The 24,963-nt window shown below is 33.2% G+C and carries 30 protein-coding genes and 2 pseudogenes; 30 read left to right on the forward strand and 2 right to left on the reverse strand.

The window, feature by feature from the left end:
* Positions 1-365: 365 nt before the first annotated feature.
* The 5 genes and pseudogenes from KPL51_RS17545 to KPL51_RS17565 all read left to right on the forward strand — a co-directional run.
* Positions 366-1,151 (forward strand): electron transfer flavoprotein subunit beta/FixA family protein, encoded by a 786-nt coding sequence (locus KPL51_RS17545; RefSeq protein WP_216164154.1) that lies wholly within the window; start codon positions 366-368, stop codon positions 1,149-1,151.
* A 21-nt stretch (positions 1,152-1,172) separates the two neighbouring features.
* Positions 1,173-2,111, forward strand: a complete 939-nt coding sequence (locus tag KPL51_RS17550) for an electron transfer flavoprotein subunit alpha/FixB family protein (protein ID WP_216164156.1) — start codon at positions 1,173-1,175, stop codon at positions 2,109-2,111.
* Between the two features lie 41 nt (positions 2,112-2,152).
* A complete protein-coding gene (locus KPL51_RS17555) occupies positions 2,153-3,586 on the forward strand; it encodes a D-lactate dehydrogenase (protein WP_216164158.1) in 1,434 nt (477 codons plus the stop codon).
* Between the two features lie 51 nt (positions 3,587-3,637).
* Positions 3,638-4,780 (forward strand): acyl-CoA dehydrogenase, encoded by a 1,143-nt coding sequence (locus KPL51_RS17560; RefSeq protein WP_216164162.1) that lies wholly within the window; start codon positions 3,638-3,640, stop codon positions 4,778-4,780.
* Positions 4,781-4,852: 72 nt separating this feature from the next.
* Positions 4,853-4,984 (forward strand): annotated as a pseudogene (locus KPL51_RS17565) (NAD(P)-dependent oxidoreductase); the annotation flags it as partial.
* Positions 4,985-5,130: 146 nt separating this feature from the next.
* Here the strand turns inward: KPL51_RS17565 and KPL51_RS17570 are convergent.
* A complete protein-coding gene (locus tag KPL51_RS17570; protein ID WP_216164170.1) occupies positions 5,131-5,391 on the reverse strand; it encodes an ATP-binding protein in 261 nt (86 codons plus the stop codon).
* 304 nt (positions 5,392-5,695) lie between these two features.
* Between KPL51_RS17570 and KPL51_RS24545 the strand changes: the two genes are divergently transcribed.
* The 4 genes and pseudogenes from KPL51_RS24545 to KPL51_RS17590 all read left to right on the forward strand — a co-directional run.
* Complete coding sequence (locus KPL51_RS24545; RefSeq protein ID WP_376770099.1) at positions 5,696-6,124, forward strand: cell wall-binding repeat-containing protein; 429 nt, start codon at positions 5,696-5,698, stop codon at positions 6,122-6,124.
* Positions 6,063-6,287, forward strand: coding sequence for a DUF1659 domain-containing protein (locus KPL51_RS17580; RefSeq protein WP_216164173.1), 225 nt, complete (start codon positions 6,063-6,065; stop codon positions 6,285-6,287). Before KPL51_RS24545 ends, KPL51_RS17580 begins: the two co-directional genes overlap by 62 nt.
* A gap of 70 nt (positions 6,288-6,357) precedes the next feature.
* Positions 6,358-6,594, forward strand: coding sequence for a DUF2922 domain-containing protein (locus tag KPL51_RS17585; protein WP_216164176.1), 237 nt, complete (start codon positions 6,358-6,360; stop codon positions 6,592-6,594).
* 64 nt (positions 6,595-6,658) lie between these two features.
* Positions 6,659-7,192 (forward strand): annotated as a pseudogene (locus tag KPL51_RS17590) (N-acetylmuramoyl-L-alanine amidase family protein); the annotation flags it as partial.
* 144 nt (positions 7,193-7,336) lie between these two features.
* Here the strand turns inward: KPL51_RS17590 and KPL51_RS17595 are convergent.
* Positions 7,337-7,684, reverse strand: coding sequence for a hypothetical protein (locus KPL51_RS17595; protein WP_216164182.1), 348 nt, complete (start codon positions 7,682-7,684; stop codon positions 7,337-7,339).
* Positions 7,685-8,167: 483 nt separating this feature from the next.
* On the opposite strand from KPL51_RS17595, the gene KPL51_RS17600 reads away from it, so the two are divergent.
* The 21 genes from KPL51_RS17600 to KPL51_RS17695 all read left to right on the forward strand — a co-directional run bounded on the left by KPL51_RS17600 (position 8,168) and on the right by KPL51_RS17695 (position 24,852).
* Positions 8,168-8,428 (forward strand): DnaD domain protein, encoded by a 261-nt coding sequence (locus tag KPL51_RS17600; RefSeq protein WP_216164185.1) that lies wholly within the window; start codon positions 8,168-8,170, stop codon positions 8,426-8,428.
* Positions 8,429-8,517: 89 nt separating this feature from the next.
* On the forward strand, positions 8,518-9,003 hold the full coding sequence (locus tag KPL51_RS17605; RefSeq protein ID WP_224853754.1) for a sigma-70 family RNA polymerase sigma factor: 486 nt from the start codon (positions 8,518-8,520) through the stop codon (positions 9,001-9,003).
* Positions 9,004-9,330: 327 nt separating this feature from the next.
* Entirely contained in the window at positions 9,331-10,140 is an 810-nt protein-coding gene (locus KPL51_RS17610; protein WP_216164187.1) for a hypothetical protein, read from the forward strand.
* Positions 10,141-10,330: 190 nt separating this feature from the next.
* Positions 10,331-10,480: a hypothetical protein gene (locus tag KPL51_RS17615; protein ID WP_216164190.1), complete on the forward strand. Its 150-nt coding sequence runs from the start codon at positions 10,331-10,333 to the stop codon at positions 10,478-10,480.
* A gap of 83 nt (positions 10,481-10,563) precedes the next feature.
* The gene (locus tag KPL51_RS17620; protein WP_216164194.1) at positions 10,564-10,788 is read left to right on the forward strand and encodes a DUF1659 domain-containing protein; all 225 of its coding nucleotides are present in this window, start codon (positions 10,564-10,566) and stop codon (positions 10,786-10,788) included.
* Positions 10,789-10,863: 75 nt separating this feature from the next.
* On the forward strand, positions 10,864-11,100 hold the full coding sequence (locus tag KPL51_RS17625) for a DUF2922 domain-containing protein (protein ID WP_216164197.1): 237 nt from the start codon (positions 10,864-10,866) through the stop codon (positions 11,098-11,100).
* Positions 11,101-11,399: 299 nt separating this feature from the next.
* Positions 11,400-12,218, forward strand: coding sequence for an alpha/beta fold hydrolase (locus KPL51_RS17630; RefSeq protein ID WP_224853822.1), 819 nt, complete (start codon positions 11,400-11,402; stop codon positions 12,216-12,218).
* A gap of 147 nt (positions 12,219-12,365) precedes the next feature.
* On the forward strand, positions 12,366-12,779 hold the full coding sequence (locus KPL51_RS24370) for a DUF5661 family protein (protein WP_312888720.1): 414 nt from the start codon (positions 12,366-12,368) through the stop codon (positions 12,777-12,779).
* Positions 12,780-12,825: 46 nt separating this feature from the next.
* Entirely contained in the window at positions 12,826-13,206 is a 381-nt protein-coding gene (locus KPL51_RS17640) for a desulfoferrodoxin (RefSeq protein WP_216164203.1), read from the forward strand.
* 398 nt (positions 13,207-13,604) lie between these two features.
* Positions 13,605-14,048, forward strand: coding sequence for a hypothetical protein (locus tag KPL51_RS17645; protein ID WP_216164206.1), 444 nt, complete (start codon positions 13,605-13,607; stop codon positions 14,046-14,048).
* 171 nt (positions 14,049-14,219) lie between these two features.
* The gene (locus KPL51_RS17650; protein WP_216164208.1) at positions 14,220-14,711 is read left to right on the forward strand and encodes a hypothetical protein; all 492 of its coding nucleotides are present in this window, start codon (positions 14,220-14,222) and stop codon (positions 14,709-14,711) included.
* A 132-nt stretch (positions 14,712-14,843) separates the two neighbouring features.
* On the forward strand, positions 14,844-14,966 hold the full coding sequence (locus KPL51_RS24115) for a hypothetical protein (protein ID WP_263628217.1): 123 nt from the start codon (positions 14,844-14,846) through the stop codon (positions 14,964-14,966).
* A 51-nt stretch (positions 14,967-15,017) separates the two neighbouring features.
* Positions 15,018-15,173 (forward strand): hypothetical protein, encoded by a 156-nt coding sequence (locus tag KPL51_RS17655; RefSeq protein ID WP_216164211.1) that lies wholly within the window; start codon positions 15,018-15,020, stop codon positions 15,171-15,173.
* An 8-nt stretch (positions 15,174-15,181) separates the two neighbouring features.
* Positions 15,182-15,514 carry a prolipoprotein diacylglyceryl transferase family protein gene (locus KPL51_RS17660; RefSeq protein WP_216164214.1) on the forward strand — a complete coding sequence of 111 codons (333 nt, stop codon included), beginning with the start codon at positions 15,182-15,184 and terminating at the stop codon, positions 15,512-15,514.
* 360 nt (positions 15,515-15,874) lie between these two features.
* Complete coding sequence (locus KPL51_RS24375) at positions 15,875-17,557, forward strand: PucR family transcriptional regulator (protein ID WP_216164217.1); 1,683 nt, start codon at positions 15,875-15,877, stop codon at positions 17,555-17,557.
* Positions 17,558-17,761: 204 nt separating this feature from the next.
* Entirely contained in the window at positions 17,762-20,305 is a 2,544-nt protein-coding gene (fdrA, locus tag KPL51_RS17670; RefSeq protein WP_512699090.1) for an acyl-CoA synthetase FdrA, read from the forward strand.
* A 14-nt stretch (positions 20,306-20,319) separates the two neighbouring features.
* Entirely contained in the window at positions 20,320-21,741 is a 1,422-nt protein-coding gene (locus tag KPL51_RS17675) for a YlbE family protein (protein WP_224853757.1), read from the forward strand.
* A 14-nt stretch (positions 21,742-21,755) separates the two neighbouring features.
* Positions 21,756-22,547: a cyclase family protein gene (locus KPL51_RS17680; protein ID WP_216164223.1), complete on the forward strand. Its 792-nt coding sequence runs from the start codon at positions 21,756-21,758 to the stop codon at positions 22,545-22,547.
* A gap of 102 nt (positions 22,548-22,649) precedes the next feature.
* Positions 22,650-23,324 carry a hypothetical protein gene (locus KPL51_RS17685; protein ID WP_216164226.1) on the forward strand — a complete coding sequence of 225 codons (675 nt, stop codon included), beginning with the start codon at positions 22,650-22,652 and terminating at the stop codon, positions 23,322-23,324.
* Positions 23,321-24,517 (forward strand): thiolase C-terminal domain-containing protein, encoded by a 1,197-nt coding sequence (locus KPL51_RS17690; RefSeq protein WP_216164229.1) that lies wholly within the window; start codon positions 23,321-23,323, stop codon positions 24,515-24,517. The genes KPL51_RS17685 and KPL51_RS17690 overlap by 4 nt, the downstream gene beginning before the upstream one ends.
* Positions 24,518-24,519: 2 nt before the next feature.
* On the forward strand, positions 24,520-24,852 hold the full coding sequence (locus KPL51_RS17695) for a Zn-ribbon domain-containing OB-fold protein (protein ID WP_216164233.1): 333 nt from the start codon (positions 24,520-24,522) through the stop codon (positions 24,850-24,852).
* Positions 24,853-24,963 lie beyond the last annotated feature (111 nt).

Genomic DNA, 24,963 nt, shown 5'->3' on the forward strand with positions numbered 1-24,963 from the left:
TTTTGATATTTAAGGATATATATAAACTATTTAGCAATGCAAACAAATCATTTATAAATAGTAAGCAAATAATTAATTTTTATCTCTGCTATAAAACACAAATTGACGAAGTTTTAAATATTAAAAGGATTTAAAATAAATTATTAGATGGTTATAGCTATATCCAATTGATTTGCCTAGAAGTTAAATTATTAAATAAAGAAAATTGTATAAATGATTGAGTTGTTTTAAACATTGTGATAAACTTAGCTAAAGTGGTAGGACCATAATACCAACAACAAATAGTATTAAGAAAATTTAAATACATAATAGTTCTATCAAAAAAAACTATTTTATAATGTAAAAGTGTAAAGGAGAGGGAAAGTATGAAAATTATGTTATGTGTAAAACAAGTTCCAGATGATTCTATTGAAATCCATTTGGATAATAAGACTAAAAAACCTAATTTGAATGGAGTCACTATGGTAGCAAATGCATTTGATACATATGCATTAGAACTCGCAGTTCGTTTTGTGGAAGCTAATGGAGGAGATGTTAGTGTATTAAATGTTGGAGCAGATGATTCTATAAATACATTAAAAAATTGTCTTTCTGTAGGAGCTAAAGAAGCATTTTTTGCAAAAGATAATTTATATGCAGATTTAGATGCTAATGGAGCAGCTGATGTTTTGGCAGATGCTATTCATAAAATTGAAAAAGACAAAGGCGAAAAATTTGATTTAATTCTTTGTGGAAAGGAATCCACAGATGAAATTACTGGTCAGGTAGGAGCATTACTTGCTGAAAAAATGCAGACAAGCTTTGTTAGTAGTGCAATTGTAATCGATTTAAAAGATGGTGGAATGGAAGTTCATCAAGAAACTGAGGAAGGATATAATATAGTTTCTTTAGAATCTCCAGCTGTAGTAACAGTTAGTAAACCAAATTATGATCCACGTTATCCTACTATTAGAACTAAGATGGCAAGCCGTAAGGCAATCATTCCAACTTATTGCGCAGCAGAAATTGGAGAGGTAAAAAAGGCGAAAGTACGTTTGATTGAATATGTTGCACCTCCTAAGAAAGAGGCTGGTATCAGAATACAAGAAAAAGATGCGTCGCTAGCAGTAAGTGCTGCTATCGAGCAAATGAAAAAAGATAAGACAATCTAATTTAAGGAGGAAAACAAAAGTATGAAAGCATTATTGTTTATCGAAACAGATGGAGAAAAAGTATTAGGCGCAAGCCTTGAATTGATTAGTGCAGTAAAAGAATTAGACGCAGAGGCAGAAGCTCTTATAGTAGGTAACAGGGCTATGGCAGATACTGTAGCAGCTCTAGGAATTCCAGTTATTTTTATAGAAACTGCTACAGATCGAGATACTTTGACAGAAGTATTATCACAAACTGTTAAGGAGCAAAGCCCGGATATTGTTCTACTTGCAAATACAACACTTTCTAAAGATATTGCACCACGTATTGCAGGACGTATGTGCCTTGGATGTGTAAGTGACGTTATAGGCATTAATAAAATTGATGGTAAAGTTATATACACAAGGCCAGCTTATGGTGGTACAATCTTAGAACACATTGAAGTAGATGGCACAGCCGTAATTACAGTTAGAAAAGGAAGCTTTTCAAAACCAGAGGCGGGCTTAAATGCAGGTGTCACAGAGAAAAAAGTAGAAATTCCAGCTAATGCTATTAAGGCGAAAATTGTTGATTCGATAAAAGAAATGTGTGAAGCTGTTAATTTAGAAGATGCACAAGTTATTGTTTCTGGTGGACGTGGAATGGGAAATATAGAAAATTTTGGGCTTGTTGAAGAATTAGCGCATGTACTTGGGGGCGTAGTAGGTGCAACAAGACCACCAATTGAGAGTGATTGGATTTGTCGTACACACCAAGTTGGACAATCAGGAAAGATTGTAGCACCAAAACTTTATATTGCATGTGGTATTTCTGGAGCAACACAACATACATCTGGAATGTCAGGTTCTAAATATATTGTAGCAATTAATAAAGATGAAGAAGCTTCAATTTTTGATATCGCAGATATAGGTATTATTGGAAATGTACTTGAAATTCTTCCAGTTATGATTGAAGAAATGAAGAAAGTAAAAGCAAAGTAAATGTTCTTTAGTAAGAAAAAGTTTAGAAAGGAAGGATTATTATGGCTAAGTATAATCAATTGACAGAAGAATTAATCTTACAATTACAGCAGGCAGCTCCAAAACATATTTTAACAGGTGATGATATCAATGATGATTATTCTCATGATGAAATGCCTATTTATGGAAAAAGAGCTCCGCAAGTTGTATTTATGGCACACTCAACAGAGGAAGTTGCTGCAGTAGTAAAAATATGTAATGAAAATAAGATACCAGTAACTCCAAGAGGAGCAGGAACAGGACTTGTAGGAGGAGCAGTTCCACTACTCGGAGGAGTTTTAATTGATATTACAAAGATGAATAAAATACTTTCTTATGACTTAGAAAATTTTGTTGTTCATGTTGAAGCAGGAGTACTTCTCAAGGATCTTGCAGAGGATTGTGCAAAACAAGGATTATTATATGCTCCAGATCCCGGTGAAAAGACCGCTTGTTTAGGTGGAAACGTTTCAACAAATGCTGGTGGAATGAGAGCTGTTAAATATGGCGCAACACGCGATTATGTACGTGCAATGACAGTGGTTCTTCCAACAGGAGAAATTACTAAATTTGGAGCTACAGTATCAAAAACAAGTTCAGGGTACAGTCTTTTGAATTTAATGATTGGTTCAGAAGGTACCCTTGGAATTATTACAGAACTTACTTTGAAAACCATGATAGCACCAAAGGAAGTTGCAAGTTTAATTATTCCTTTTGAAAATCTAGATGATTGTATTTCTGCTGTTCCTAAATTTAAAATGGAACACATGAATCCACAAGCATTGGAATTTATGGAAAGAGAAATTGTTTTATCAAGTGAAAGATTTATTGGAAAGAGCGTATTTCCTCAAGTAGTTGATGGAGTAACTGCAAATGCTTATTTACTTGTTACTATAGATGCAAGTAGTGAAGATGAATTAAATAACCTTATTGAACAAGCAAGTGAAATAGTATTAGAAGCAGGAGCAATTGACGTTCTTGTAGCTGATACACCTGCAAAAATTAAAGATGCATGGGCTGCACGTTCTAGTTTCTTAGAGGCAATTCAGGCAGAAACAAAGTTACTCGATGAATGTGATGTAGTAGTTCCAATAAATAAAATCGCGTCTTATCTAGCTTTTGCAAATAAAACTGGGCAGGAGTGTGGACTTACTATTAGGAGTTTTGGACATGCAGGAGATGGAAATCTTCACATATACCAATGTAGTAATGATTTAGATGAAGCAGAATTTAAAGTAAGAGTTGATAAATACTTTGATATTATTTATAAAGAAGCAATAGATTGTGGCGGACTTGTTTCAGGAGAACATGGAATTGGTAGTGGAAAGATTGATTATTTATTAGAGTGCGTTGGAGGAATAAATATGGAATTAATGAAAGGCATTAAAAAAGTATTTGACCCTAATTCTATTATGAATCCAGGTAAAGTATGCGCTGCAATAGATGCTGCTAACTAATAAAATACAATTGACAAACACAAATAAAAAAAAGAAAGGTAGGAAATTGATATGAATTTTAAACAAGATGAAGATAGTAAGCAATTACAAGAAATGTATAGGGAGTTTGCAGAAAAAGAGGTAAAACCCATTGCAAAGGAAATTGATGAAAGTATGCGCTTCCCAGCAGAAAATGTAGCAAAAATGGCTGAAATGGGCCTACTTGGAATTCCATTTCCTGAAGAATACGGTGGAGCTGGAATGGATACATTAAGTTATGTACAATGTGTGGAAGAATTATCAAAAGTTTGTGCTACAACAGGTGTTATTGTTTCAGCACATACAAGTCTTTGCGCAGGACCAATTTATACATATGGTACAGAGCTGCAAAAAGAGAAATATTTAAAACCACTTGCCTCAGGTGAAAAACTAGGTGCTTTCGGATTAACTGAACCTGTTGCTGGAACTGATGCTTCTATGCAAAAGTCAACAGCAGTACTCGACGGAGACCATTATGTATTAAATGGTAGCAAGATTTTTATTACTAATGCAGGATATGCAGACATATATATTATTTTAGCTATGACAGATAAGAGTAAGGGAACAAAGGGTATTTCAGCATTTATCGTTGAAAAAGATTTCCCTGGTTTTTCTGTTGGAACTCATGAAATAAAGATGGGAATAAGGGCATCTTCTACATGTGAATTATTCTTTGATAATTGCATAATTCCAAAGGAAAATCTTTTAGGAGAAGAAGGTAGAGGCTTTAGTATTGCAATGGCAACTCTTGATGGAGGACGTATCGGTGTTGCAGCGCAAGCTCTAGGTATTGCAGAGGGCGCAATAGAAGAAACTATAAAATATGTAAATGAACGTGTTCAATTTGGGCGTACTATTTCAAAATTCCAAAATACACAATTTGAACTTGCTCAAATGCGTGCAAATACAGAAGCTGCAAAACTTTTAGTATATCAAGCTGCATGTGCAAAGGATAATCATGAGAGATTTACTCATTTAGCTGCTATGGCAAAATTATTTGCTTCTAGAAATGCCAGCGATGTAACAAGACGTTGCTTACAATTATTTGGTGGATATGGATATTCAAGCGATTATCCAATTGAAAGAATGATGCGTGATGCAAAAATAACAGAAATTTATGAAGGAACATCAGAAGTTCAAATGATGGTAATCTCTGGATGGATGGGCGTTAAATAATAGATAACTAAAATTAAATAAAAACAGATGATCAGGAAGATTTCCTGATCTCTTTTTTATTTGGAAAACGCAAACATACACTTTGCTTCACTTGAAGAATTGCTTAAACAAAGTGATTTTGTGACCATCAAGTGCCCACTTACTTCTGATACATTGCACCTTATTGATAAGGACCGCTTGAAGCTTATGAAGCCTTCAGCTTTTAGCGGGAGTCTTACTTGTTCCAGACATTATTATTGATGATTAAATTTGGCAATAATTCAGAGCTGTATTTGTAGAAATGGAGAATTTGAACCTAAAATTTTGAATAAGTATCAACAAAATATAAAAATTATTTACACGGCCAAGATTTACAAATAAATAGCTGAAAGCTCCACTAGTATACTTTGATTTTTACTTTCCACTTTACTATTATATATCATATTTTCCTGAATTATCTTTCTTGAAGGAAGCATAACTGTAAATTTGCTTCCTTTCCCATATTCACTTTCAGTGTATATACTACCACCGTGTAACTCCACAATCGTTTTAACTAAACTTAAACCAACACCTGACCCCTCTGTATTTCTTGATAACGATTTATCTACCTGCTTAAATCTATCAAATATCATATCCAAGTTCTTTTTTTTAATTCCAATACCAGGAAGTTGGAATTAACAACTATTCAAAATTTGTAAAAAAGTTATGAAATTACGTATAAACAAAGTGAAAGTAACACACGTACAATTGTGTTACTTTCACTTTGGTGGTATTACCCATCAATAGCTCCCATAGCGGCAGCAAAAGGTATGCACTGGTAGCTCATTAGATACAGCTACCAGTGTATACATCAAAGGTCTAGGAGCTAAAATCACTTATGTTATAGGTGAAGCTGATACGGTTTCTGAAGCACTTGCCCGTGTACTTCCAGGAGTAATTAAATTAGCAGGTACTACAAGATATGAAACAAATGCAAAAGTTGTAGATAATTTCAAAGCAGATACATCATTAAATTTAAATAACATTTTTATATCCTCTGGCGAAGAAATGAACTATATAGATACTTTAGCAGGCGCACCATTAGCAGTATCAATAGGAGCACCCATAATATTCATTCACAACACTATTAACTCAGGTACAGGAAGTTACTTGGTACAAGTTTCTCGAAAGGCACGAAATATGGGGCATATTACATGGAATATATGCGAAGATGGGACAAATTTATATATTTTAAAAAATCCCGCACAAAACTTTTCAGCGGCATATATATTCAATGAAAACAAAATGAAAGGGGGTGATTTACATGGCAGTTGTATCAACAAAAGTAGCCAGTGCACTAAAACTTACTATGAAGATAGGTGTTGACATTAAAGGTAAAGACAAATATGCAACAAAAAGATTAAGTAACCTAAAAGTTGTAGCAACAGACGAAGACATTTTTGCTGTAGGACAAGCAATTTCAAACATCAAAACTTATCCATTGTTTGGCCTAGACAGAGAAGACCAGTACAGCTTAGTTACTGAGTAGGTTTTAGCTCAAAGTTGAAAGTAGAGAATTCAGAGATGTAATCCAAATAATTTAAAGGAGGAAAAGTGATATGCATAAATTAGTTATGAGATTTTTAACAGCTACAGAAGGTAAATATTTTACTTTAACTGTAGATGACATCAAAGCTGATGGTGATGGAGTTCCAACTGTAACAGAAGCTGAGGTAAATGCTCTCATGGATTTAGTCATTGTAAAGAACATTTTTGCATCAGCAAATGGTAGCTTAATTGGCAAGAAAGATGCCAAGGTAGTTACTACGGATACTGGTATCGTTGAAGTAGCTTAGGGAAATAGTGCCTGCGAGGGCACTATTTTTCTACTTAAACATTTAAGTAAGGAGGAAGAAAATAATGGTTAGGTTATGTTTTGATTATGGACATGGTGGAGAAGATAGTGGGGCCTTATACAATGGAAGAAAAGAATCTAATGATGTTTTAAGTTTAGGTAGAGCTATAGCTTTAGATATTAGAAAGCATGGAGTTATTGTAGATGAAATAAGAACTAGTGATGTGGCTATAAGCCTTAGTGATAGAAGTAAATATGAAAATAGAAGCACGTACGATTTTTTTATATCCTTTCACAGAAATGCGTATCTGCCTGAACAAGCTAAAGGAGTTGAAACTTACACTTACTTAAATCCAAGTGCAAAGTCAAAAGGGTTAGCAAAAAGCATACAAGCATCACTTGTAGCTATGGGTTTTGTAAACAGAGGAGTAAAGGCGGCTAACTTTCATGTGTTAAGAGAAACCAAGGCCTCAGCGGTATTAGTTGAAATTGGGTTTATTGACAACACAAATGATAATAACGTTTTTGATAGTAAAAGAAGTGAGATTATTAAAGCATTAACTAAAGCTATCCTTGTAGAAGTAGGTGTGTGCTATATTGATATTGGAAAGTTATACAATTATAAGTAAAAGGATTAGGCATAAAAAAGAACTCCATTACTGGAGTTCTATTGTTTACATTTTTATGTGATTTTATAATATATTAAAAAATTAAATTCATTTCTTACTGTCTCGGTTAATCCTTTAAACATATATAGACAATTGTCTTTGAGTTTCTGAATTTCCATGATAATACCACTCTACTAAATGTATTCCTTTGGAATCTATGTGTATTTTATCTTCACAAATCATAGCTACATTATTATTATATTTAGTGCTAGCAATTCCAGCTTTTAGAAAGGCTTCTTTTTCTTCATATTTTACAAAACCTAATCTTTTTAATTTCCCTAAATAGAAAGCAAATTCTTGGTTCTTATTTTTGGGGTCTTTCTCTGTTAATTTATAATTTTCAATTTCAAATGACATTCCTGGCAACATATCAGCCTCATAAATGTCAATTAATATCTGACTTTCTAATTCATTTAATCCCATATCTTTACATTCCCACCCTTATTTTATTATAAGTTTTCACTCACAATTATTTTAAACAACATAATAAATTATAATACAAATTATAATTTTTTTTTGTAATATTGTGTTACTGCTAAAAAGAAATATTATTGCAAAATTCATCATCATTTTTGAAGATGGTCTGGAAATAATGAATCTAACACTATTATATTCAAGTTATGTTCAAAAAAATGTTGTCTAACAACATTTTAATTTTTGAAAAATAATAATTTTGCACAATTAAAGGTTTTTAGGAATTAAGTAATACTAGGCGATAAAAGATCAGAAGAAGAAGTAAGAAATAAAAAGGAAATATTCATAAAAAATAATTCTGCTGCTGCTAATGATGATGAGGGCTTAAAAAATATAACTAAAATTTTCGAAGAAAACATACATGATATAACTCCACTGGAATATGAAAAAGTATTAGGGTTTACAAAACATGTAACTTGAGATGTTGTTCTTATGGCAATAGAAGAAGCTGTTGTTTATAATGCTAAAACTATGCAATATATTTCTAAAATAATTAATTGCTGGATTAGTCAGGGTATAAAAACTGCTGAGGGGGTAAAGGCATATCAAAAAAAATGGGCTGATAAAAAAATTAACAGTGGAAGCAAAAATGTCACAAAGGGTGGATTCTGTGATTTTGAACAAAGGAATTATGATTATGAGGCCCTAGAAAAAAAGCTATTGGGACATTTGGATACTGAGGATTTAGACTAAAGTACTTGAAAATCAATATTAATTTACTGCGTAATGTTAAAGGCTGAAAATATGTTTTTTAATATTTTAATTAAAATTATACAAGGAAGGTGTATATCATAGAAAAATTAATTGAAAAGGCTAAAGCCAGCGAGGCTGGAGCTACAGAGGAAGTACTAGAAAATTTCAAATATCTCATCGTAAAGGAGGCCAGCAGATATCACATTCCAGGTTTTACTTGTGAAGACTTAGTTCAGCACGGGTACCTTTCGGTAATAAAGGCTATAGCTATGTATAAGTTAGGTAGCAACAGTTTTAATGGCTATTGCATAAGTTCTATAAAAATGAATTTCAAAGCACTTTTAAAAGGACAAATAAAACATTTTAGAGAGGTGACAAACAATGATATGTTAGATTTTGATACCTGTGGAGACTATGAATTTACCTTAGAGGATGAAGTAATAGCTTTTGATGAAGTGGAAAAGTTATATGCAGCTCTTGATAAACTTGATCCTTTAGAGTGTGATATTGTAAAAAGATATTATCTTATGGATAACGGGTTCCGTTTTGAAGTTCTTTTACTGAAATATCATTAACATTATCATATATAGTCACACTAATATAATAAGCTATTAATATACTATTTAAGAAAGAAAACACAGGCTAAAAATCTGTGTTTTCTTTGAGTTTAATTTAATATGAGCCGATACTAGGTGTAAGAAATATATTGCAAATAAGTTTAACAGATTATGTTATAATTTTTAATATATAAAATTTATGTTATAATTAGTATAAAGATTAGCTTTAATTGCTACATAATTATATTTTTATGTGTAACAAAAATTATTTCTATAACAGAAACATAAATAGGAATTTGACGCTGTGTCAAATTCCAAACCAACATGTAAAGGGGTGGGGAGAGAATGACTAGTATTATTAAGAAAAAGTCAAAAATAATAAAAAGAATATTCATAGGACTATCAATTGTACTCATAGTGGCAATTGTGGTGTTAGGCTTGCTGTGGAATAGATATTTGAATAAAAACAGCCTCCTAAAAAAGTTTGAAACAACACAAAATCAAGAAGTTTATTTATTGGGAACATTTCATACAAGTCATTTTAATAAATGGGTTAATTATTCGATGGAAGACCTTTTGAGTGCCGTTCAGAATGTACAGCCAGACGTTGTCTTTATTGAAGCACGAGAACAGTATTTCAAAGACTATGGTGTGGTGGATGGACCGATAGATATGACCGTTGTATATAGTCATTGCACAGATAACGATATTGCGGTAGAAATGATAGATTGGGGAGTTGTGGATAATAGTTTTAAACCAAATACAACAAATGATAAGCGTGATGATATGATATTTGCAAATATTGATAATAAGTTGAATACAATTCCTGAGAATTCAAAAATTTTGGTTGTATGCGGCTCAGGACATTTTTATGAACAAACAAAGCGTTTTCTAAATAATGGATTTGAACCACTAAAGATTCAAAATAAGGCTACATATTTTGAAAGTCAGGACGTGGACTTCAAATACCCTGTCAGTGTAGAAGCTGTTTGGAAGAAACGTACTTATTTTTATGCTTATACTTATCCAGATATTGTAGGACAAGATAAAACTTTAGATAAGAATATAAAGTCAAAATTTAAACACAATGATGTATTTTATCAGCAGCAGCTAGAATATTGCGACCTTTTTTCAAAAAATGAGTTGTACAAATAAGAAGGAAGATATATTTTCAGATAATATTCACATAAAGAATCACACTGTTAATAAATTTATTAACAGTGTGATTCTTTATGTGAAAACTCATGATAATATAAATATATAGTGTAATAAAACTACTCCTAATATAGTCATACCAACAATAAACGCTATGATTAAATCATAGCGTTTATTTAAGTGAATATTAATGATATTTATTCAAAAGAACTTCAAAACGGAACCCGTTAATCTTATGGACCAGTCTCTTTCCGAAATAGCTTGTGATAGTGATAAAAATTACCATCAATTTGCAAGAATTAAGAGAAAAGCTCTAGAAAAACTCAGGTGCTTAATGTAAATTTATATATTTTAAAAAACTCCGCACAAAAGTTTTCAGCGGCATATATATTCAATGAAAACAAAATGAAAGGAGTGATTAACATGGCAGTAGTATCAACAAAGGTAGCCAGTGCGCTAAAACTTACTATGAAGGTAGGTGTTGACATCAAAGGTAAAGACAAATATGCAACAAAAAGATTAAGTAATCTAAAAGTTGTAGCAACAGATGCGGACATTTTTGCTGTAGGACAAGCTATATCCAACATCAAAACTTATCCATTGTTTGGCCTAGACAGAGAGGACCAGTACAGTTTAGTTAATGAGTAGGTTTTAGATGAGAATTGAAGGGAAAGTAGAGAATTAAGAGATGTAATCTAAATAATTTAAAGGAGGAAAAGTGATATGCATAAATTAGTTATGAGATTTTTAACAGCTACAGAAGGTAAATATTTTACTTTAACTGTAGATGACATCAAAGCTGATGGTGATGGAGTTCCAACGGTAACAGAAGCACAGGTAAATGCTCTCATGGATTTAGTCATTGCAAAGAACATTTTTGCATCAGCTAATGGTAGCTTAATTGGCAAGAAAGATGCTAAGATAGTTACTACGGATACTAGTAATGTTGAAGTAGCTTAGGAAATAGTGCCCTGCAGGGCACTATTTTTCTACTTAAACATTTAGAGGAGGAAGAGAATAATTTTTGCTTTTTAATCTGCCATAAAATGAATCGTCAATAATAATAACATTTTTGAGAGTATCTGAAGTTAAACCTAATAAACTTTCTTTTATAATAGTTCCCGAAAGTTGCTTACATGACCATTTATATGACTAATTGTCGAAAAATGTGGAAATTTAGTTGAAAACATGATATGATGTAACAACAGAATATTCAAAATAATATAAAAAATAAAAAAAGGGGAGGCAAATCAATGGGAATGATTACTACAAAAGATTGTACGCAGATTTATTACAAAGACTGGGGCACTGGTCGACCGGTGGTATTTAGTCATGGTTGGCCACTGAATTCAGATAGTTGGGAAGCTCAAATGATGTTCTTGGCCTCAAAAGGATATCGCTGTATTGCACATGACCGCCGTGGTCATGGAAGGTCTAGTCAGCCATGGGATGGCAATGATATGGATACATATGCTGATGATCTTTCTGAACTTATAGAAAAGCTTGACCTTAAGAATGTTGTTTTAGTTGGTTTTTCTGCAGGTGGTGGAGAAGTGGCTCGTTACATAGGGCGTTATGGCACTAAACGGGTGGCAAAAGTTGCTTTAATTTCTGCAGTTCCACCCCTAATGTTGAAAACAACAACCAATCCAGGAGGTTTGCCTATTGATGTGTTTAATGGAATACGAGATGGATCTATCGCTGACCGTTCTCAATTTTATAAAGAACTGGCAAGTGGCCCATTTTTCGGTGCAAATAGACCTGGCTCAAAAGTTTCTCAGGGTTTTATAGACTTGTTTTGGCTTGAGGGAATGCAGGCAGGTGGCAAGAATACTTATGATTGCATAAAGGCGTTTTCTGAGACTGATTTTAAGGAAGACCTTAAGAAGTTTGACGTGCCAACTCTTATCATTCATGGTGATGATGACCAAGTTGTTCCAATTGGTGCGGCGGCTCTTCAATCATCCAAGATCATAAAAAACTCAATACTAAAAGTTTATAAGGGTGCACCTCATGGGCTTACTTTTACACATAAAGATAAGGTCAACACAGATTTGTTGGCATTTATTGAAAATTAAGAGTATTGAAAACTAGCTAAAAACATTTAGAATGAAACTCCACAATCGTATTTCGAGATGTTCTCAGAAAATTATTAAAAGTAAGAAGGCATGTAGCCTCTGAGTAAATTTGATTTTATTAAATAAATATAAAAGGAAGTGTTTTCTATGTTAGAAGAAACATTATTTTCGAGTGAAAGAGCTAAAGAAATCGGTGAAAGTATTGGAATTAATTGGACTGAATTTAATGTAGAACAGTTCAGGATGGGATTGGTGGTTGAACTTGAACATGGTAAGATATCTCCAGATACAAATGTTTCAGATAATGATCCAATAGTTACAGCAAAAATAGCGCTTGCACATTTAGAAGAATTTCCTGACTATTATACTAGACTAGAAAAGATGGAAAATAAAGCTGAAAAATATTGGGATAATCATAATCGCTTAAATGACAAACAAGAAAGTGACGTAAATAGTAAAAATGTTTATACTGGGGACAATGATGAGGAGGTTTTAAATTGTGAAGGGAAACCTTGCAATTTTGTATACGATAATGTAAAAGGACAAGAAAAAGAGATTTAGTTAGTTAACGCGTAAATTAAAATATAAAATTTTGGAGGTATAAATTATGACTAAACTTAAAGAGGTCTATAAATGCGAGATTTGTGGTAATATCGTAGAGATTGTACATGCAGCTGCGGGAGTTTTAGTTTGTTGTGGGCAGCCAATGACACTACAAGTTGAAAATACAGTGGATGCAGCAAAAGAAAAGCATGTGCCAGTTGTTGAAAAGGTTAAAGGTGGAGTTCTTGTTAAAGTTGGTGCTGTTGAACATCCAATGTTAGAAACTCATTATATTGAATGGATAGAAGTTCAAACCGCAAATAAACTGTATAGAAAATATCTAAACCCTGGCGAAATACCTCAAGCTCTATTTATTATAAATGAAGAAGTTTTAAGTGTACGAGAATATTGTAATGTTCACGGATTATGGAAAGATAGTTTGTAAATTAATTTGATTTATAACACTTCATGTAGAATGCAGTCATATCGATAAACCGATGTGACTGCTTTTTTATATTCAACTATAAAGTAAAACCTGCCCGCATGCGCTTCCAGATTTTACAACGGGGTTTGGGCAGCCGCTATGTAACCTGCTATCTGGTGATTTATGTCGGAAGATAATGAATATAGAATCTAATTTCTAGTCATGTCATAAGATAATCTGGGTGCTTATTGTTACAGTAATATAAAAATAACCCAAAACAATAATTATCAAATGTTATATTCAAGTGTGAACGAGAAATTACACTTTTAAACTTTTCAGTTATTTTCATATAATAGAATATTTATTATGATTTTTTAATATATATAATTATTGAAAATATTTTTAGGAGGAAATATATAATGGCTTCTATCTTAGCTATTTTCGGAATTGTTTTGTTCTTTTTTACTTTTATTGGTATTGTTTTATATGTAATATTTGCATTATCATTTTACAGAATAACTGTAAATGCAGGAATTGAAAATCCATGGCTTGCATGTATTCCCATTGTTCAATTCTACATTTTGGCTAAAATAATAAAAACTTTGCAAATTTCCGGGTATGAAATACCTAATTTAGAATTTATCCTACCAGGAGCTACTATTTTAGTTATGCTTCTTAGGGACGTCCCAGTTATAGGTTCTCTATTAGCTGTTGCAAATTTTATTCTTATACTATTTGCATTAAATAAGCTTTATAGACTTTATAAACCTGAACAGGCTGTGTTATATACAGTATTAAGCATTTTTTCCTTACCAATACCTTTCATTTTCTTAACAATAAAGGATCTTAAGCGACTTGAATAAAACAAGATTTCTCATCTGCGAATCTCTAAAATAAAAAAAAATAATATAATAACTACTAAAAATCCTGTTGATAACTTATTTTAACAGGATTTTTATAACCATTCTTATAAGAAAAAATTGTTGATAAATATATATTATATATCCACTATCCATATAAAGGAGATTATAAATATGAAAAATAAAGCACTTAGTCATATGTTAGTTGGTGCAAAAGGACACAAGTGCCTTTTTAATATCATAACTTTATTGCTTGTTTTTATATTTTTATTTTCATCATGCAATAACAAAAGCAACAAAAATGATGGGGTAGGTGATCAGAAATGGAAATCAGAGTCTAAGCTTAAAGAGGATATTATTTTGGATAATTATGATAAAGATAATATACTTGGGGATTTAGAGATGTATGGTATTCAGGTTAATGTTCCAATGGGATCTTTTTCTAAAGGAACAAAACTCAGCATTTCAAGGCCTAGCGAGGGGGTTCAATATAGTGAAAATGGTATGGCACCCTATGGATCTCCTTTTGAATTTAAAATTGAAGGCGAAGACCATAGAAGTAATATGCCGCTACTTATTAAGATTGCAATTGATAAAGAGGCTTTGAAAAATTTGAAAGGATACGAAGGATTTAAAGGGGTTCATTATACTAAAGAAACTGGGTAGACCTATACTGACCCAATAGAGGTTAATGTTGATGCAGGATATGTTGCTTTTAACATTTACAACAATCCATTATGGGGTACTGCGGAGCTTACAGAGGGAGAATGAAAAGGAGAGGTTATAAAGGATAAGGCTTTGAAGAGCTGGGGTGAGTCGCAGCTTGAAGATGAAGTTAGAGCTAATACTCGTGATATGATTGAAAGCATTTTAGTGAATCAATTTAATGCTAAAAATAAATCGGAAATAAATCGGAAATAAATAAGATTGCAGAAGAAGTAATGAAGGAACTAAAATACGGAAATTTAGAATATGGGACCAGAATATGAGTGTGAGGAAAACAAGAATCAGATATACAATGTAAAATATAAGGAAGGAAAAGTAACATTTACAAGTACAGATATAGAAAGTCAATCCGTAGAAATCTTCGAAGGTAATGTTTCTTTAATGGTTGTTGTTACGGTGTAGCTACTACAATGCCTTGGGGAGTTGCATTTGAAAATGCTGACAAGAATCCATTCAAAAACGTATTCGGCAATAATACGTTCACAAACATTTTGTTTAACAGTTCACCTATTTTAAGACATCCAACCCAACTATATGAAGTGTTTTTCGCCATAATGTCAGCGCTAATAGCAGTATTATTGTTAAGAAAAAAAGTGAAAAGAGGTATAACATCAGCTGTATTTCTTATAATATTTAGTATCGGAAGGTTTATATCATTTTTATTTAGAGATTTTACGGAGGCTTCCACTGCTTCAAATATAATCAGAGGCCCTGTGGTTTACGGTGGAATAGTCATTCTTTAATTCCTCGCTACTCGCTATGTAACCTGCTATCTGGTGGTTTCTGGTGGTTTATGTCGAAGGATAATTATAGAATGTTTCATCAAAAAATTTTATAGGTGTTTTTTCTCTGACTATACAATTTAATACTGGTATAGTCTTCTTCTTTTATTATCTTTTATAAAATTCATAAACGATTGACATTTTAAATACAACATTGTAAAATTATTACATAGAATAAAATATTGATTATTGATATGTTAGGCGTGGAGGAACCCATGGCATGGCGGGAGTAGGGGGATGGAGTTTCAGTAGCATTATGCACGTTTTACTTATTTTAGGTTTAAGTATACTATTATTTAAATGTATAAAGGATGTGATTAGGTGTATCGTTATTCGGGGATTTCTTTAGAAAGATTACTAACCCTAGAGACACTTCGAGGGGCTAAAATTTTAGGTGGGGCTACGGGCACGTCTAAAAGAGTCACAAAAGTAAATGTTATGGAGGTGCCAGATATTATAGAATGGGTTAGCGAGGGAGAGTTTTTAATTACAACAGCCTATTCTATAAAGGATAATATTAATATACTTCTTGAACTTATCCCTAAATTAAATGCAAAAGGTGTAGCTGGTCTTGGTATTAAGGTAGGTAGATATGTTAGTGAACTTCCTAGGGACGTTATTAAGTTAGCAGATGAATTGGGATTTCCACTTATCGAAGTCCCATTTGCTGTTTCACATACTGATGTTATATCAGGTATACTTACTGAAGTGATTAACGATCAAATGAATATGTTAATAAGAATTAATGTTTTAAACAGAGAAGTGATGAATATAATGATGATGGGTGGCAGTTTAAGAGAAATAGCCCAAAAACTTTATGAAAATATAGGTAATTCTTTAGCCATATATGAGAATATGAGCGATAGCTGTGAAGTTATTTGTAATGAAGATGATAGAAATATAATTGATAACATTATATATGAACATATAAGTCTTAATCATATTGAGGATATTAATTATTATGATGAAGTAAGTTATAAAGTACATAGGGACGAAATTAGAGGAAGGGTTGTTGAAAGGGTAGTTATTCCAATAGTGATAGAAAATGTTGAGTATGGGTGTATTTTTGTTTGGTTTGATAAAAAGGATATAACTCCCCTGGATAACATGCTTATAGAGTCATATGTACATATTATAGCTTTGGATTTTGTTAAAAAGCTTTCTTTATATAATATGGAGAGTAATTATAAACTTGAGTTTTTTGATGATTTGCTTAGTGATAATGAAGATAGGCAAAAGAGAGCTATAGAAAGAGCAAAAACATTTAACTTTTACAAAAACCTTAAATATTCAGTTATTGTAATCCTTTTAAGGGATATAGATGATTCAAACAAATTGACAGCTGATAAGGTTAATTCATTGCATGAGAGAATAAGTGAAATACTCTTTATAACGGGTAGGGTGGCAAAACTTCAGAAAGAGAGAATAGTATATGTTGATAAAAGTGATAGAATATTGATACTTTATGGAAGTGAGAGGAGTAAGAGTCCACAAACAATAAAGAGTGAGGCCATTAACTTTTGTCAGAAGATATTAGATGAAGCTTTGAAGAAATTTGTTGTAAATATGGTAACAATAGGAATAGGACGTTCCTATGATGAGTGTAATCAATTATATAAAAGTCGTGAGCAAGCAAAGTTAATTGTTGAAAACTTAAGCAAAACAAATACAAGAAATATTAAACATTATGATGATTTAGGGTTATATAGAATTTTAGCATTTGAAGGTCTTCAAGGTGAACTTAGTGAATTTTGCAGTGATACAATAAAACCACTTATAGAATACGATAAGATAAATAATGCCGAACTTATTAAAACCTTAAAAGCGTATTTTGAATGTGATGGTAATATGAAAAAAATATCTGAAAAGATGTACATGCATTATAATACTATAATATATAGGGTACAACAAATAAATGATATTACGGGACTTGATTTAGAGAATGGTGATAGTAGACTTAATCTTGAAATTGCTCTTAAGGCAATGGATTTAATTAAAATATAATAGAAGGCTGACTCCTAGTGAGTCAGCTTTTGTTGACTATTAACAAAATGTATTTAATTAACAATAAATTTTACAGTTAGTTAAGTCAGTGATTTCAATACGGTTGGTAATTATTAACAATACAATATAAGAATGTTTAGATATTACATACAAAGGAAATAATGGATAAATATAGAAATGTATTAATAAGATTTAAGTAAAGGGATGGTTTTATTGAAGGGTTTATGTATATGTGAAGATCTCGAGAAGATCATTTTGAAAGGAGGTATATTAAGCGGACGTGTTCATTCTGTGTTTAAGAATGCATGTAATATTGAATGTGATGGTTTATTTATAACACTTTTAAGTAAAGGAAAATATATGTCTCCAATGAGTGTAATTGTGGAAGGCTTAGAACAAGTTGATTTTAATGTTCTAAACATAAAACAAGGATTGAAATTTGAATTTACGGAAAGTGAAATTTATTGTACACAAAAGAATTTATATATAAGCATGAATAATGCTAAAAAGTGGTCTTCATGTGCGAGGCTCATTACATCAAAATGTTCGAAGCGGCAACTTTTAGACAACATCAATATCATAGAGCAAGTATTATTAAAACTAGGAAAACTTAATGGTATGGGGCCACTAGTAAATATGATTTACGATAAACACCCAGAACTTAAATTAGTTCCTTTTTATGAAGGTACTTTTGATAAAAGTTTTGAATTCATAAAAGATAGGTTTATTAATTTTATTCATGCTGTGATGAAAGCAGATATGGTTGAAATAGGATGTATAGCAGAGCGAGTTATAGGTTTTGGTTGTGGACTTACACCATCAATGGACGATTTTATTAGTGGCCTAATGACCGCATTCATATATATGGGAGGTTATTATAAATTAGATAGTAAATATATATATGAATTTAATAGTAAAATCATTAGCTTAGGATTACATAAAACAACTAGAGTTAGCTCCGAGATGTTAAAGCATTCATCAGTGGGAGAGATAAATGAGGCTGTACGTAATCTAATGGCGTCGATTTTAAATTACAATAATGATGATGATAACATAAGTATTATTAAAGATTTGAAGGAAGTTATTGGATACGGTGAAACATCAGGGACTGACACGGCACTTGGAATTTACGTGGGACTTAGGATCATGACTAATATAGAGTATAGGAGGCTTTGGTTAATGAATTTGTGTGTTGATATTAGAAAAAATACTTATTATGATTCTGTTGCACTCATGTTAATAACTAAGGAAATTAAAAGAATGTCAAATGTTAAACAAGTTATTGTTGGTATGGGAACAGACCTAAATAAAGAGCTAACGGAAAATTTAAATTTATCAAATGATGATATAAGGGGATTAACCCCTAATGATTTTTTCATTGCTGCAGCAAGTGATGATAAGAATTCAAAGGAAATGATAGTTAAAAAAGTTGATGAATTATTAAATGCTAAGGTAGAAAATGATGATTCTTCGGTAGAGTATAAACCTACAACTCTTAGTGCTGCAATTAAGCATCTAGAGGAAGCTAACATGGCAATTATATCACTCCCTGGAAAATATGCAGCCTATGAAGCGAAAAAAGCATTAAATAATAATCTTCATGTAATGCTTTTCAGCGATAATATTACAGTGAAAGAAGAGCTTGAGTTAAAGAAAATGGGTAGAGATAAGGGACTTTTAGTTATGGGACCAGATTGTGGGACTGCAATTATCAATGGAGTACCCCTTTGTTTTGCAAATGTTGTAAGACGTGGAGATATAGGTGTAGTGGGGGCTTCTGGTACAGGAACACAGGAGATTACAGTGATTATAGATAAAATGGGCGGTGGAGTATCCCAGGTGATTGGTACAGGTGGAAGAGATCTTAAAAGTGAAATCGGTGGAATTATGATGATCGAGGGGTTTAAAGCCTTAATCGATGATGAAGAAACAAAGGTTATAGTATTAATCTCTAAACCACCAGCACCTGAGGTAGCTGAAAAAATATTAAATATGGTAAAGAATACACACAAGCCAGTTGTTGCAAGCTTTATAGGCGGGGATAGAATCGAAATTGAAATGCATGGTGCATATTCAAGTGTGGATTTAGAGGACGCAGCAAGGAAGGCAGTACTACTCTCAAAGGGAGAGAAAATAGAAGATTTTACTGGATTTACACTAACAGACAAGGAAATAGATGCAATTGTTCAAGGCGAATGCAAAAAGTTTAGCAAGGGTCAGAAATATTTAAGAGCTTTATATACCGGGGGAACCTTGGCAGATGAAGCAATGAAGATGCTACGCACGCAGGGTTATAAGATATTCTCTAATATCCCATTATCACCTGAGCTTAGACTGTCGGATGTGCACAAAAGTGTAGAGCACACATGCGTTGATCTGGGTGATGATGATTTCACTGTTGGAAAGCCACATCCTATGATAGATCCAGTAGCTAGGGTGGAAAGACTTCCAAAAGAATCAGAGGACGATGAAGTTGCCATAGTGCTTATGGATTTTGTTCTCGGTTATGGATCACATATAGATCCAGCAGGAGAAATGCTTGAAACTATAATAAATGCTAAAAAAGCTATGAAAGACAGAGATAAATATTTATGTGTAATTGGGTATGTATGTGGTACAGATGGAGACCCTCAAAACTACAAATTCCAAAGAGAAAAACTAGAAAAGGAAGGAGTTATACTAATGCCTTCTAATGCTCAAGCTGTTAAACTAACTTCGTTAATTCTTGGAAGATTAAATAAAATTTAAAGGAGGGTTGTTACGTGACCGCAATAAATAAATTATTCAGTAAGAAACTCACTGTTATAAATATGGGACTAGAGTCTTTTCAGAAAGACTTAAAAGAGCAAAAGGTAAAGAGTTTACATGTTAATTGGAGACCGCCAACGGAGGCAAGTATAAAACTTTCTGTTTTGGAAGAAGTAAGCATTAGTAAAAAAATTGAAAGTGCAAATAAAGTGGCAATGGAGAGACTGCTTTCAGCAGAACCAATAATTGTTGGTATAGGTACGGCGGGTATTGATATCCCGGGAATGACAAAACATACAATTCTTCACGCAGGGCCACCAATAACATGGGATAGAATGAGTGAGCCGGTAAGGGGCGCTATAATAGGCGGTTTAATATATGAAAAACTTGCTAAAAACGAAGAAGAAGCAAAAAAACTAGCACAATCTGGAAAAATAATATTTGAACCATGTCATCATCACAATACAGTAGGTCCTATGGCAGGGGTTGTAACCTATTCAATGCCTGTTTGGAAGCTTCAAAACAAGACCTTCGGAAATTATGCATATTGTACACTAAACGAAGGACTAGGAAAAGTTCTAAGATTTGGAGCTTTTAGCCCAGAGGTAATTGAAAAACTAGACTGGATGGAAAAAATCCTAGCACCTGTACTTAAGTCCGCTATGATTTTAAAGGGGAGTATCGATGTTAAAACTATATTAGCACAAATGATTCAAATGGGTGATGAAGGACATAACAGAAATAAAGCAGGAACATCACTATTATTTAGGGAGCTCGCACCATTTATAGTCAAAACTAAGTTTTCGGATGACATTAAAGCAGATGTGCTCATATTTATTGATAAGAATGATCATTTCTTTTTAAATGTCTCTATGCCAGCATGCAAATGCAGCTTAGACCCACTTGAAAATATAGAATACAGTACAGTAGTTTGTGCCATGTCGAGGAATGGTACGGATTTTGGAATTAGAACTGCTGGTACAGGAAATGAATGGTTTACTGCACCTTGTGAACTTGTGGAAGGTCTTTATTTTCCAGGCTTTGAGGAAAAGGATGCGAACCCTGACCTTGGAGATAGCTGTATAACAGAAACAGCAGGAATAGGTGGTTTTGCCATGGCAACTGCTCCAGCAATTGTTCAATTTGTAGGGGGAACACCAAAGGATGCTATAAATTATACAACTAGTATGTACGAGATTACTTTCGCAGAAAATAGTGCATTTAAGATGCCAAATTTGAATTTTAGGGGAACACCAACTGGAATTGATATTAGAAAAGTTATTGAGACAAGAATATTACCTGTAATAAATACTGGAATTGCATGTAATAGAGCTGGTATTGGACAAGTAGGGGCAGGCGTAGTTCATCCACCAATGAAATGTTTCGAAGATGCACTTACCTCTTTTATTAAGAAGAATATAAATAATTTATTATAAATGGAGGGTATATTATGAATATTATTGATGCTTTTAAAAATGTAAAAATGTATGATTTAACTCAAAAGATTAGTCATCTAACACCGGCATGGCCAACCTATGAGCCACTTGAAATCAAGTTTTTCAAAAGACTGTCATCCAATGGTGCAAATGGGCAGGTACTAACTCATTCAAATCATGTTGGTACTCATCTTGATGGTTCACTACACTTTTGTACACATGGAAGAGATATAGCAAGTATTCCACTGGAAGAACTTGTGGCACCTGGAGTTGTTGTTGATATATCAGATATAGCAGAGGATTATGGAATATATACTTCAAAAGACATAATGGATAGAGCAGATGTTAGGAAAGGTGATATTTTAATTATACACACTGGCTATCATAAATATGGCTGGGATGAACCGGAAGCAGATGAGGAAAGAGTAATGATGAGACACCCAGGGCCTACAAAAGAATTTTCGGATTGGTGTAAGCTAATGGAATTTAAATGGATTGGCGTTGATTGTGGTTCTGCAGACCATCCAATGAATACAAAAATTCGTGAATGGGCTCCGAAAGAAGCAAGACGAGCAGATAGATATTTAAAAGCTAAATATGGTAAAGGTATTGAAGATTTCTGGCCAGAGGATGATTATCAATTTATGCATTATGATTTATTTCCACTAAATATTATTCATGCCGAAAATCTTGGTGGAGATATTGATAAGGTACTTGGCAAGAGGTTAATAATAGGATGTTTCCCATGGAGATTTGAAGGTGGAGAATCCTGCATATCCCGTATTGTAGCATTTGATGCTGAATAGTATTCTATAGGAGAATTTAACAAATAGAGTTTTGATAAAGATAATTAAAAGCTCTATTTGCTAATCCTATAAAAAAAATTAAAATCGAAAGGATGATAAATAATGATCGTAGATAAAATGGAGCAAAGCCTTAGACCAGTTGAGACAGCACTAGTTAATTATCCACCAAAGTATATTACTATGGCTACTGGAGAAAAATTAGTAATTCGTCAAATTAGAAGAGAAGAAGTGCCTCATATTTTAGAAGCTGTAAAGCCTCTTATGACTGTGGAAGCTGACTTTTATGATATTGTTGCATCCAGAATATACTCAGAGCTTTTGGGTTACTACAGATATAGAGTAAAAGATGAATATTGCCTAATTGGAACAATAGATGGAATCTTAGTTGGTATTGTTAATGGTCGCATGGTTGATGATAAGGTTGGAATGTCCTATCATACAATGACACTAAAACAAGGACTTAGAATTGGAGCACAATTATTTGCTGCAAAAATGGAATACCATTTAGATTTCTTGAAGCAAGAAGAAGTTTGGATTGTTGCTGAGAGTCCAAATGGATTTAAGAGATGGATGATTGAATATGAACTTGAATCAAGACCAGAAATTTGGCATGAACTAGGCGGAGTTCCAACGTATGTATTAACTAAAGCACTGTGGGAAAAACATAAAGGTGCTAAACTAGGTGGCCGCCGTCCTGTATCGGACGAATTACTTAAAACTGCAGATGATCCAATTCTTCCAGAAACCTATTCTCAAATTCCAGGGTATAAAAGATGAGAGAAGTTGGTATTGTAGGAATAGGCCATAGTAAATTCGGTAAAATGTCGGGCGGAACCTTTACTGATATGCTAAGTATGGCGGCTGTGCAGGCACTAGATGATGCTGGTGTAAAAACAGGTGTAGGCCATGGCATTGATCAAGTTTTTGTATCAACAATGGGTGCAGGTATCCTTAATAAACAAAGCGGTATTGCATCAGCACTTGTGGATTATTTGAATTTAAGACCAGCAATGGCTGAAACAATAGAGAATGGTCCAGCCTCAGGAGCATCAGCGATAAAACTTGGGTACATGGCTATAGCAAGTGGTATGTGTGATTGTGTGCTTGTTGTTGGCGGAGAAATGATGAGGGTTGTTAGTGGATGGGAAGGCACGGATTTCGTTGCAACAATGCTTCACCCCCAGGCAGAATATAATTATGGACTAACACTTCCAGCCTTTGCAGGACTCTTTACAAAATTATGTATGGACAAGTATGGAGTAACTGAAAAGGATTTAGCAATAGTAGCAGTTAAAAACCATGAGAATGCAATGCATAATCCAGTAGCACATATACAGGTGGTGCCTAATCTTTATTGTATAACAGATGATGAAGATGCACATGTAATGAATCCATATGTTGCAGAACCACTTCGGTTATATGCTTGTTGTCCTGTATCTGATGGTTCTGCAGCAGTTTTATTATGTGCCATGGATAAAGCAGATAGATTTACTAAAAAACCAATAAAAATAGCGGGCATAGGTTCTGCCACAGACACTCATGCAGTGGCTGAAAGAGAAGTACCTACGGATTTACTTGCTGTTCGTCTTGCAGCACAAATGGCATATAAGATGGCAGGACTTACTCCAAAGGATATTGATGTTGCAGAGCTTCATGATGCATTCCAAATACTAGAGATAGTTGAATCCGAAGAGGTTGGATTTTTCAAGAGGGGTGAGGGTCATATAGCAGCTCGAAATGGAGAAACAAAGATTGACGGTAAAATGCCAATTAACACCTCAGGAGGCTTAAAAGCAAAGGGGCATCCACTTGGGGCAACTGGAATTTCACAAGTTGTAGAAATTGTAAAGCAACTAAGGGGAGAAGCTACAGGACGTCAAGTAGAGGGTGCTAAAGCTGGTCTTTGCGTTAACTTTGGTGGTTTCGGCAATAATGTTGTTGCGACGATACTCACGAGAGAGGAGGCATAATTATGGAGGAGAAAATGTATGCTTATAAATGTACAGCTTGCGGTCAGCTTCACCATCCTAAGCACTATGTATGTAAGAAGTGTGGAAATAGAAAGTTTGATGAAGTTGTATTAGATGGAGAGGTAACCCTTGTAACCTATACAAAAGTATATAATCTTCCTGAAGGATATATGAAACCATATATTGGTTTTGGAATTGTTAAATTCACAAATGGACTTGTTGTAACTGGACAACTTGAAGCCCAAAACCCTGAGATAGGAATGAAACTTATGTCAACAGTGGGAGTTGTAAAAGAAGGCATCGGTGCCGACCATTATGGATTTATTTTTAAATAGAATAACAATAGTCTTTTAATTATTTATCATTAGGGACAGTTACTATGTATTGGTTGTCAGAGAACATGGCTCTCAAGTTGCTTAGTAACTGTCCTTATAAAATTAATTTAC

The sequence above is a fragment of the Clostridium bowmanii genome (assembly GCF_018861315.1).
Taxonomy (GTDB): domain Bacteria; phylum Bacillota; class Clostridia; order Clostridiales; family Clostridiaceae; genus Clostridium_AD; species Clostridium_AD bowmanii.

Bases quoted from the DNA above. Each gene is read 5' to 3' on its own strand.
- fdrA (WP_512699090.1), top strand. From the start codon at position 17,762: ATGGTTTTATTGAAGGGTTTATGTATATGTGAAGATCTCGAGAAGATC.
- KPL51_RS17660 (WP_216164214.1), top strand. From the start codon at position 15,182: ATGCCTTGGGGAGTTGCATTTGAAAATGCTGACAAGAATCCATTCAAA.
- KPL51_RS17650 (WP_216164208.1), top strand. From the start codon at position 14,220: ATGAAAAATAAAGCACTTAGTCATATGTTAGTTGGTGCAAAAGGACAC.
- KPL51_RS17585 (WP_216164176.1), top strand. From the start codon at position 6,358: ATGCATAAATTAGTTATGAGATTTTTAACAGCTACAGAAGGTAAATAT.
- KPL51_RS17570 (WP_216164170.1), bottom strand. From the start codon at position 5,391: ATGATATTTGATAGATTTAAGCAGGTAGATAAATCGTTATCAAGAAAT.
- KPL51_RS17595 (WP_216164182.1), bottom strand. From the start codon at position 7,684: ATGGGATTAAATGAATTAGAAAGTCAGATATTAATTGACATTTATGAG.
- KPL51_RS17640 (WP_216164203.1), top strand. From the start codon at position 12,826: ATGACTAAACTTAAAGAGGTCTATAAATGCGAGATTTGTGGTAATATC.
- KPL51_RS17630 (WP_224853822.1), top strand. From the start codon at position 11,400: ATGATTACTACAAAAGATTGTACGCAGATTTATTACAAAGACTGGGGC.
- KPL51_RS17695 (WP_216164233.1), top strand. From the start codon at position 24,520: ATGGAGGAGAAAATGTATGCTTATAAATGTACAGCTTGCGGTCAGCTT.
- KPL51_RS17690 (WP_216164229.1), top strand. From the start codon at position 23,321: ATGAGAGAAGTTGGTATTGTAGGAATAGGCCATAGTAAATTCGGTAAA.
- KPL51_RS17655 (WP_216164211.1), top strand. From the start codon at position 15,018: ATGGGACCAGAATATGAGTGTGAGGAAAACAAGAATCAGATATACAAT.
- KPL51_RS17580 (WP_216164173.1), top strand. From the start codon at position 6,063: ATGGCAGTTGTATCAACAAAAGTAGCCAGTGCACTAAAACTTACTATG.
- KPL51_RS17610 (WP_216164187.1), top strand. From the start codon at position 9,331: ATGACTAGTATTATTAAGAAAAAGTCAAAAATAATAAAAAGAATATTC.
- KPL51_RS17615 (WP_216164190.1), top strand. From the start codon at position 10,331: ATGATATTTATTCAAAAGAACTTCAAAACGGAACCCGTTAATCTTATG.
- KPL51_RS24370 (WP_312888720.1), top strand. From the start codon at position 12,366: ATGTTAGAAGAAACATTATTTTCGAGTGAAAGAGCTAAAGAAATCGGT.
- KPL51_RS17550 (WP_216164156.1), top strand. From the start codon at position 1,173: ATGAAAGCATTATTGTTTATCGAAACAGATGGAGAAAAAGTATTAGGC.
- KPL51_RS17680 (WP_216164223.1), top strand. From the start codon at position 21,756: ATGAATATTATTGATGCTTTTAAAAATGTAAAAATGTATGATTTAACT.
- KPL51_RS17685 (WP_216164226.1), top strand. From the start codon at position 22,650: ATGATCGTAGATAAAATGGAGCAAAGCCTTAGACCAGTTGAGACAGCA.
- KPL51_RS17545 (WP_216164154.1), top strand. From the start codon at position 366: ATGAAAATTATGTTATGTGTAAAACAAGTTCCAGATGATTCTATTGAA.
- KPL51_RS17645 (WP_216164206.1), top strand. From the start codon at position 13,605: ATGGCTTCTATCTTAGCTATTTTCGGAATTGTTTTGTTCTTTTTTACT.
- KPL51_RS17625 (WP_216164197.1), top strand. From the start codon at position 10,864: ATGCATAAATTAGTTATGAGATTTTTAACAGCTACAGAAGGTAAATAT.
- KPL51_RS17555 (WP_216164158.1), top strand. From the start codon at position 2,153: ATGGCTAAGTATAATCAATTGACAGAAGAATTAATCTTACAATTACAG.
- KPL51_RS17620 (WP_216164194.1), top strand. From the start codon at position 10,564: ATGGCAGTAGTATCAACAAAGGTAGCCAGTGCGCTAAAACTTACTATG.
- KPL51_RS17600 (WP_216164185.1), top strand. From the start codon at position 8,168: ATGGCAATAGAAGAAGCTGTTGTTTATAATGCTAAAACTATGCAATAT.
- KPL51_RS17560 (WP_216164162.1), top strand. From the start codon at position 3,638: ATGAATTTTAAACAAGATGAAGATAGTAAGCAATTACAAGAAATGTAT.